Here is an 8,652-nt window from a genome sequence, read left to right on the forward strand (position 1 = left end):
AAAAGGACGAACGGGGCGGGCCAGTGGATGTCGGTCAGTACGTCTCCTGCGGACGCACTGGCGCAGTCGCTCTGCCGGCCTCGGCATCGGCATCGGCATCGGTGCCCGTCAGCCGCTCGGCCGCCTGGCGACCGAAGCGCCAGAACAGCAGCGGCGTGAGCAGGGTGTCGAGCAGGGTCGAGCTGATCAGGCCGCCGAAGATGACCACCGCCACGGGGTGCAGGATCTCCTTGCCGGGTGCGTCGGCGGCCAGCAGCAGCGGCGTCAGGGCGAAGGCCGCGACCAGGGCCGTCATCAGCACCGGCGTCAGGCGCTCCAGCGAGCCGCGCACGATCATCGACTGCGTGAACCGCTCGCCCTCGAAGCGGCACAGGTTGATGTAGTGGCTGATCTTCAGGATGCCATTGCGCGTGGCGATGCCCGCCAGCGTGATGAAGCCGACCATCGACGCCACCGACAGGCTGATGCCGCCGAGCCACATCGCGATCACGCTGCCGATGAGCGCCAGCGGGATATTGCCCATGACGATGCCTGCGAGCACCACGGACCGGTAGCGTGAGAACAGCACCAGGAAGATCAGGGCGAGCGAGATGGCCGAGAGCCCGACGATCAGCTCCATCGCCTGCTCCTGCGCCTGGAACTGGCCTTCGAGGCTGATGAACGCCCCGTTGGCCAGCGACGTCCTGGCGATCACGGCGCGGATGTCGGCGACCACCCGAGTCATGTCGGCGCCATCGGTGTTGGCGTAGACCACGATGCGCCGGCGGCCATTCTCCCGTCCGATCTGGTTGGGCCCGTCGGTCTCTTGCACCGTTGCGAAACTGGAGACCGGGAGCCGTCCGGCGGGCGTGTCGACCAGGGTATTGGCCAGGTCCAGCGGACCGCGCCGGTGGTCCGGCAGGCGCAGCACCAGCTCGTAGCGACGCAGTCCGTCGACGATGGTGGCGCCGTGCGCGCCGTCGGTGAGTGCCTGCAGGATGCGGATCGCCTCGCCCGGCGCCAGTCCCGTCTGCGCCAGCCTGCGTTGGTCGAGGCGCACCGTGATCTGCGGGATGAGCACCTGCTTTTCCACCGACAGGTCGACCAGGCCCGGGATGCCCGCCAGGCCCTGGCGGACCTGCTCGCCCAGGCTGCGCAGCGTGTCGGTGTCCTCGGCGAAGATCTTCAGCGCGATCTGCGCCCGCACGCCGGAGAGCAGGTGGTCGAGCCGGTGCGAGATCGGCTGGCCGATCGCGACCTGGGCGGGCAGCACGGCCAGGCGGGCCCGGATGTCGGCCGTGATGGTCTCGCGGTCGCGCCCGGAGCGCTTCAGGTCGACGTCGATCTCGGCCGAATGCACGCCCTCGGCATGCTCGTCGAGTTCGGCGCGGCCCGTGCGGCGACCGACCTGCGTCACCTCGGGAACCTCGGCGATGAGCGTCTCGGCCAGGGCACCCATGCGGTTGGCCTCGGCCAGCGCGGTGCCGGGATTGAAGACCATGCCCAGCACCAGCGAGCCCTCGTTGAACGCCGGCAGGAAGGCGCGCGGGAGGAACGGCACGCTGGCTGCGGCTGCAGCGACGGCCAACGCGGCGCTGGCGATCAGCCATCGGGCGCGCGGGAACGACCAGCCCAACACGCGTTCGTCCCAGCGCTTGAGATACGCGACCACCGGACTGTCGCCGTGGTCGAGCCGCTTCATCCGCGGCAGCAGGATGCTGCAGAGCACCGGCGTGACCGTCATCGATACCACCATCGACGCCAGGATCGAGGCGATGTAGGCGATCCCCAGCGGCGAGAACAGGCGGCCCTCGATGCCCGGCAGCGCGAACAGCGGGATGAACACCAGCACCACGATGGTCGTGGCATGGACGATGCCCGATCGCACTTCGACACTGGCCTGTCGCACCACCTCCAGCACCGGCAGCGATGTGGCGGCCGCGCGGTTCTGTTTCAGGCGCCGCACGATGTTCTCGACGTCGACCACCGCGTCGTCGACCAGTTCGCCGATGGCGATCGCCAGACCGCCCAGCGTCATGACATTGAGCGACTGGCCCAGCAGCTTGAAGATCAGCACCGTGACGGCCAGCGACAGCGGGATGGCGATCAGCGAGATCAGCGTCGTGCGCGCCGACAGCAGGAAGGCGAACAGCACGATCGCCACCATGATGGCGCCGTCGCGCAGCGCCTCGCTCACGTTGCCGATCGAGGCTTCGATGAAATCGGCTTGCCGGAACAGTACCTTGGGCGCGGCCAGTCCGCTCGGCAGGGATTGCCTCATGTCGGCCAGCACGGCCTCGATGGCGCGCGTGAGTTGCACGGTGTCGGCCGAGGGCTGCTTCTGCACGCTGACGATGACGGCCGGCGCGCCGTCGTAGCCGGCATCGCCGCGCTTCATGGCCGGCGCGAAACGCACGGTCGCCACCTGGTCGAGCAGCACGGCGCGGCCGTCCTTCCAGGCCACGGCGATACCGCGCAGGTCCTCGACGCGGTTCGTGCGTCCGAGATGACGGATCAGGAACTCGCGGCTGTTGAGGTCGATGAAACCACCACCCGCGTTGCCGGCGAAGCCGCGCAGGGCCTGCTCGACCTGGGTGAGCGAGACGCCGAACTGCGCCATGCGCGCCGTGTCCGGTTCGACGCGCAGCTGGCGCACGTCGCCGCCGATCGGGATGACCTGCGAGACGCCGGCGATCGACAGCAGGCGCGGGCGCAGCACGAAGTCGGCCCACTCGCGTGCCTGCATCGGATCGGCGATCGTCTTGCCATCCGCCGATCCCAGCGGCAGGGCGATCAGCATCACCTCGCCCATGATCGAGGAGACCGGCCCCATGACCGGGGTGATGCCGGCGGGCAGCTGCGCGCCGATCACGGTCAGCCGCTCGGCCACGAGCTGGCGGTTGCGGTAGATGTCGGTACCCCAGTCGAACTCGGCATAGACGATCGACAGGCCCACGCCCGAGGTGGAGCGCACCCGCGTCACCCCCGGCGTGCCGTTGAGGGCCGTCTCCAGCGGAAAGGTCACGAGCTGCTCGACCTCCTCGGGCGCCAGGCCGCCGGCCTCGGTCAGCACGGTGATCAGCGGCTTGTTGAGGTCGGGGAACACGTCGACGGGTGCGCGCCAGGCGGTGATGGCGCCGTAGACCAGCAGCAGGGCAGCGATGGCCAGCACGAACAGGCGGTTGTGAAGGCTGCTGCGGACGATCCAGTTGAACATTCGGCCGGCTCCCGGTTCAGCGGATCTGCGCGATCAGCGAGGCGCCCTGGACCACGACGCGGTTGTCCGCGCCGAGGCCCTGGGTCACGACCACCGTGGCGGCATCCAGCGGGCGGAACTGCACCGGCTGGGCGATGTAGCGCTCGGCACCCGCCTTGATCCAGACGATGGGTTCATTGGCGGCATTGCGCGAGACCGCCGCCGCTGGCAATACGAACCCCTTGACGTGGTCATTGGAAGACGCGAGCACGGTGACCGGTTGCCCGACTGCCAATGGCAGCGCCATGCCGGCCTTGCTGGCTTCGGCCCGGAAGGTCAGCGGTAACACCCCATCGCGCAGCGAGCGCGCGGCACCCAGGAAGGTGAGCTTCACGCCCGGTGTCCCCTGGAGCGAGGCCGCCCGCACGCGCGCGGCCAGCGCCGGATCGGGCGTCGTCGCCTCGACCAGCACGCGACTCGGATCGATGACCTCGAACAGCACGTCGCGGGCCTCGACGATCTGCCCAGCGACCGCATCGGCTCTCGCGATGACGCCCGAGACCGGCGCCACCAGCGACTCTCGGCTCGAGATGCTCGCGCCGATGACCCGCTCGCGCGTCGACAGGCTCTGCAGTTCGGCCCGCGCCGCCTCGATGTCCTTGCGCGGCACGGTGCCCTCCAGGGCTTCGAGCCGCTGGACGCGCTGGGCTGCGAGTGCGCGGCCGCTGCGCAGTTCGGCCAGTTGCGATTGCTGTGCGGCTTGGGCATAGGGTTCGGCGTGATGCTGGACATGCACCAGTACCTCGCCCTTGCGCACGGTCTGACCCGCCACCGGCAGTCCGCGCGGACCCGGCATCACCCGGCCCCCATGGACGGCCTGCGCCCGGCCGCTGGCATTGGGGTCGACCACCACCCGGCCCGGCAGCTCGAGGGTCACTGCAGCTTCGCTCTCCAGGGGGATCGCGGTCCGGATGCCCAGCCGGCGCTGGGCCAGCATGGGCACCTGCACGCTGCCGTCGCTCAGCCGGGCCAGACCCGACGTCGGACTGCTGCTCCCCGGCGCATCGAGGTGCTCGCCGTTGGGTCCGTGGGCGCCGGGCGCTGCCAACGAGCTCATCGGCCAGCCCAGTGCCAGTGCGGCAAAACCCACTGCCAGCTTCGAACGGCAGGCATCTGAAAGTGAAAACGACATGACGATCAGGCGGCTCATGGCGCAGCTCCGGTGGATGGGCGAGAAGAGCGGCTGCGCAGCAGCCAGAGGGCCAGGCCCAGGACGGCCAGCACGGCGCCAGCGATCCATGCCTTGCGCGGGATGCCGTGACCCGGGTCGTCCCCCGGCGCATGACCATGCCCGTGACCAGCCGTGTCGGCGGCGTTGGCCGTGGCTTCCCCGGTCGTGCGCAGCGAGCCATCGAGCAGGTCCGTGTCGTCGCCCGCCAAGACGGTGATGACCAGGGCATGCTCACCGGGCGTGTGCAGCGCCTGGAGAAATGCGGCATCGTCCACCGCATAGTCGCCCAGGTCCGAATGGAACCTGGCAACTGCCTTGAGATTGCCGGACTCCACTTCCACCTGGGCGTCGAGCACCGGCTCGCTGGTCTCGAAGCGGTTGATGAGCATCGACAGTTCATCGGCGCGCAACACGGCCACGAGCTCGAAGGCCTCGGATACGGCTTCCATGCGCGGTGCGCCACGGCCACTGGTCGTTGCGCCCTGCGCCGGTGCGGCGAGGTGTTCGCCGTTGGGACCGTGGGCGCCGGGCGCCGCCCAGGTGGTGGTGCCCGCCACGGTCATCAGCGCCATCAACAGGACTCCGTGCAGTCGACGGGCGAGGGTCGGCAAAGTGCCGGGAGCGAGACATGTCATGGAAGGACTCCCAGGGCTTGTTGAAGTTGGGCTTGCGCCAGCCCGAGGGCGGCACGCTGGCGAACCAGGGATGCATCGGCGCGCGCGGCGGCGTTCACGGCGCGCAGCAGTTCGGGCAAGGGCGTCTCGCCGGCCTTGAACGATTGCTCGATCAGCTGGGCGCGCTCGCGCAGGAGGCCTGCACGGGTGCGCGCGGTCTCGAGTTGCTGTGCCGCACGCACGAGCGCGCTGCGTGTGGTCCGCAGATCCGCGTCCAGCTGGGCGTCCAAGCGCCGCTCGTTGGCCTGCGCCACCTCGAGCTCGCCCGCAGCGGCCGCCTGCAGCGGCGCGTTGCGCCCGTCGGTTCCGAAAGGGATGCGCAGTCCCACGCCCATGCCTCGCTGGGTGCCTTGTCCAAGGCCTGGAATCTCCTCGCGGTACTTGACGCTCAGCTCGGGCGCATCGCGTCGAAAGCGGGTGACGACATCGAACCGCCGCCGGGCGCGCTCGACGGCCTGGTTCGCCAGACGCCGTTCGGGATGGCCCGCGACCGAGGAAATCGCCGTCTCGGTGCTGGCGTCGACGTCGGCGGGCAGCAACAGCACGGGCAACGAGCCCAGGCCCGTGAGCGTCTGCCATTGGAGGCGCAGTGCCTGAAGGCGCTGCAGGGCATCGCTTTGCAGGGCCTCGGCTTCCAGCGATTCACCTTGCGCGGCCAGCGCGTCCGAGCGCGCCAGGTCGCCGGCACCCACGCGGCGCTGGACGTCCTCGGCGATGCCCTGGACGTAGCTTTTTTCGGCACCGAGGGCCTGTACCTCGGCCTCGGCCGCGGATGCGCGCCACGCGAGGTCGCGCACCTGGCCGGCGACGCGGAGACGTGCGGCCTCGATCCCGATGTCGGCCAGGCCGATCTCGGCTTCGGCCACCGCCAGCCGGGCATCGCGCTGGCCTGGCAACCACAACGGCCAAGCGACGCCGACCTCGGTCTCGCGGCGTCCGGCATTGGACTGGGCGCGGTCGTTGAGGTGGTTGATCTCCAGCGCCGGCGGCAGGGCCGAAAAGCTGCTCGCGGCAACGCGCTCGGCGGCCGCGCGTCGCGTCTGCGCCGTGGCCTCGGAGGCCTGCACGGCACGCTGCCATGCTGCGTCAACGGCCTGGGCGAGAGAGGGAGCACCCGCCGAACTCGATGATGCGGGAGTAGCGAGAGGGAACGCGATGGTCTGCGCGGTGGCAGGCATGACGTTTCCCCAGAACGCGAGGCCTGCGAGGGCGCAGGACACGAACCATGGAACGGGTTTCACAGGATTCCTGACTGACGTGCCAGTGAACCGGGCCATGCCGGGCACCACGCGGGCGCGTGGGAACCGGAGCTGTGTGGGTCACCGACGTGAAAACGACCCAACCGCGCGAACGCAGGATGGGCAAGGACGTTTTCAGGTGGTCGGTCGGGGAGGCCGTCGCGGCCCGTCGGGAGGTGGCGCGGGCACAGCCACCTCGATGGCCATCGAGGGATGGAATCCTTGGGCTGGCGCGAAGGTCAAGGAAGGTGTGGTCCAGAAGGCATGGACGCTCAGGCAGCCATCGGCAACGACGTGCTGGAGAGATTCGTCCGAGTCGTCCTGGGTCACCGTGCCATCCTCATGGTGGTGGTGCTTCTCTTCCTGCCAGTGCAGCAGGGCGTGCGACGTTTCTTCCTTCGTGCCAAAAGCCGTGGCTTGGCCCGCGATGGCAACGACTTGCCAAAACGCAGAGATGACGAGAAGAACGAGGACCAGTCCACGATGCACGGGTCGAGTTTAGTCGAGTGGGTCGGGTCCTCCGTGGCGGCGCGGCGATGGAGAAGGTCTTGTGGATCGGGTGCGCAGTGACTCGAGACGCGAGAGGGCCAAGGTCTGGCGGGGTACGGAACAAGGTTTCAAGGGCGTGGTCCGACCTGCAGCATGCTTGGTCGCTCGGCGTCCGGTCGATGCGTTTCGCGAGGCTTCGATACACTGAGTCACTGATGTTCCCCCGCGTTCTTGCTTTCTTGATGGCCATGGTCATGCTGTGGTCGAGCGTCGCCGTCGCTGAACAGCGATTCGCAGAAGCGCTGGAAACACCCGCCTCGACCGCCACTGTCACTGTCACTGTCCCGGGCGATGCGAAGCGCAGCGACGCGCAGGGATCGATGGACGATCACTGGGTGGACGACCAACCATCTCAGCCCTTCGCCGAACCGGCCCCGGACCTTGCGCCGTGGGTTGACATGCACTGCGCGGTGCCCCGCTGCGCAACCCGGACACCCTGTCCTGCATGGGCGGATGAAGTGCCGCAAGCGCCTCCATTCCTGGAGGGACTACGGCGCCCTCCACGCAGCGTCTGAGCCTTCCAGTCTTCATTCCTGAGCCGACTTGACCCGGTGGTCCAGGAACCGGTTTCGTTGCCATTCCAGCGACCCGCATCCTTCAAATTCTCGCTGTCCCACTGGGCACCCGCATCGCTCGGACGGCTTTCCACATCTCCAACGTACTCCCTATGGAAATCGCCATACTTTTCGCTCTCATCCTCCTCAACGGCTTGTTTGCCATGTCGGAGATCGCACTGGTCACCGCACGCAAGGCACGGCTGCAGAAGCTCGTGGATGAGGGCAACCGATCTGCCAAGGCCGCGGTCGAACTGGGACAGGACCCGACGCGGTTTCTGTCCACCATCCAGATTGGCATCACTTCCATCGGTGTGCTCAACGGCATCGTTGGCGAAGCCGCGCTGGCCGGCCCACTGGCCGTCTGGTTGACGAGTCTGGGCGTCCCGGCGACCCAGGCTGGGTACGCCGCCACGGGTCTGATGGTGCTGACGATCACGTACTTTTCGATCGTCGTGGGTGAACTCGTGCCCAAGCGCATCGGACAGTCGCATCCAGAGACTTTCGCACGCCTGGTTGCACGACCGATCAACATGCTGGCCATGGCCACCAAGCCGTTCGTGGTGCTGCTGTCGGTGTCCACCCGCACCCTGCTGCGCCTGCTGGGTGTCAAGGAAACCAGTGGCAGCCCGGTGACCGAGGAAGAGATCCACGCGATGCTGGTCGAGGGCACCACCGCCGGGGTGATCGAGTCGCACGAGCATGCCATGGTGCGCAACGTCTTTCGCCTCGACGACCGTCAGATCGGCTCGCTCATGGTGCCGCGTGGCGATGTCATGGTGCTCGACATCAATCTGTCGTTCGAAGACAACCTTGCTCGGGTCGAGGCCTCCGACCATGCGCGTTTTCCGCTCGTTCATGGCGGACTCGACCAGATCCTGGGCGTGGTCAATGCACGCAAGTGGCTGGCCGAGGCCCTGCGTGGAGCACCGCGCGATCTGGCCAGTCAGGATCTGCAGTCGCCGCTGTTCGTTCCTGAGACTCTCACGGGCATGGAACTGCTGGATAACTTTCGCTCCTCCGACGTTCACATGGCATTCGTCATCGACGAGTACGGGCAGGTTCAAGGCATCGTCACGTTGCAGGACCTGATCGAAGCGATCACGGGAGAGTTTCATCCTCGAAATCCACAGACCTCGTGGGCGGTGCAGCGCGAGGACGGGAGCTGGCTGCTCGATGGCCACATACCGGTTCCCGAGCTCAAGGATCGTCTGACCCTCAACGAGGTGCC

General features: G+C 68.0%; 6 protein-coding genes. 1 reads left to right on the forward strand and 5 read right to left on the reverse strand.

Features of this window, described 5'->3' with window-relative positions; translation table 11 throughout:
* Positions 1–34: 34 nt before the first annotated feature.
* From AC1MLT_RS19515 to AC1MLT_RS19535, 5 genes are all read right to left on the reverse strand, one after another.
* Positions 35–3,196: an efflux RND transporter permease subunit gene (locus AC1MLT_RS19515; protein WP_481035829.1), complete on the reverse strand. Its 3,162-nt coding sequence runs from the start codon at positions 3,194–3,196 to the stop codon at positions 35–37.
* Positions 3,197–3,212: 16 nt separating this feature from the next.
* Positions 3,213–4,292, reverse strand: coding sequence for an efflux RND transporter periplasmic adaptor subunit (locus AC1MLT_RS19520; RefSeq protein WP_481035868.1), 1,080 nt, complete (start codon positions 4,290–4,292; stop codon positions 3,213–3,215).
* Between the two features lie 89 nt (positions 4,293–4,381).
* A complete protein-coding gene (locus tag AC1MLT_RS19525) occupies positions 4,382–4,978 on the reverse strand; it encodes a hypothetical protein (RefSeq protein ID WP_481035830.1) in 597 nt (198 codons plus the stop codon).
* A 59-nt stretch (positions 4,979–5,037) separates the two neighbouring features.
* Positions 5,038–6,147, reverse strand: coding sequence for a TolC family protein (locus tag AC1MLT_RS19530; RefSeq protein ID WP_481035831.1), 1,110 nt, complete (start codon positions 6,145–6,147; stop codon positions 5,038–5,040).
* Between the two features lie 306 nt (positions 6,148–6,453).
* Positions 6,454–6,807, reverse strand: coding sequence for a hypothetical protein (locus AC1MLT_RS19535; protein ID WP_481035832.1), 354 nt, complete (start codon positions 6,805–6,807; stop codon positions 6,454–6,456).
* A gap of 727 nt (positions 6,808–7,534) precedes the next feature.
* Between AC1MLT_RS19535 and AC1MLT_RS19540 the strand changes: the two genes are divergently transcribed.
* Positions 7,535–8,652: hemolysin family protein (locus tag AC1MLT_RS19540; RefSeq protein WP_481035833.1), on the forward strand; the 1,118-nt coding region annotated here is incomplete at its 3' end.

The sequence above is a fragment of the Variovorax sp. PEI5 genome (assembly GCF_056679935.1).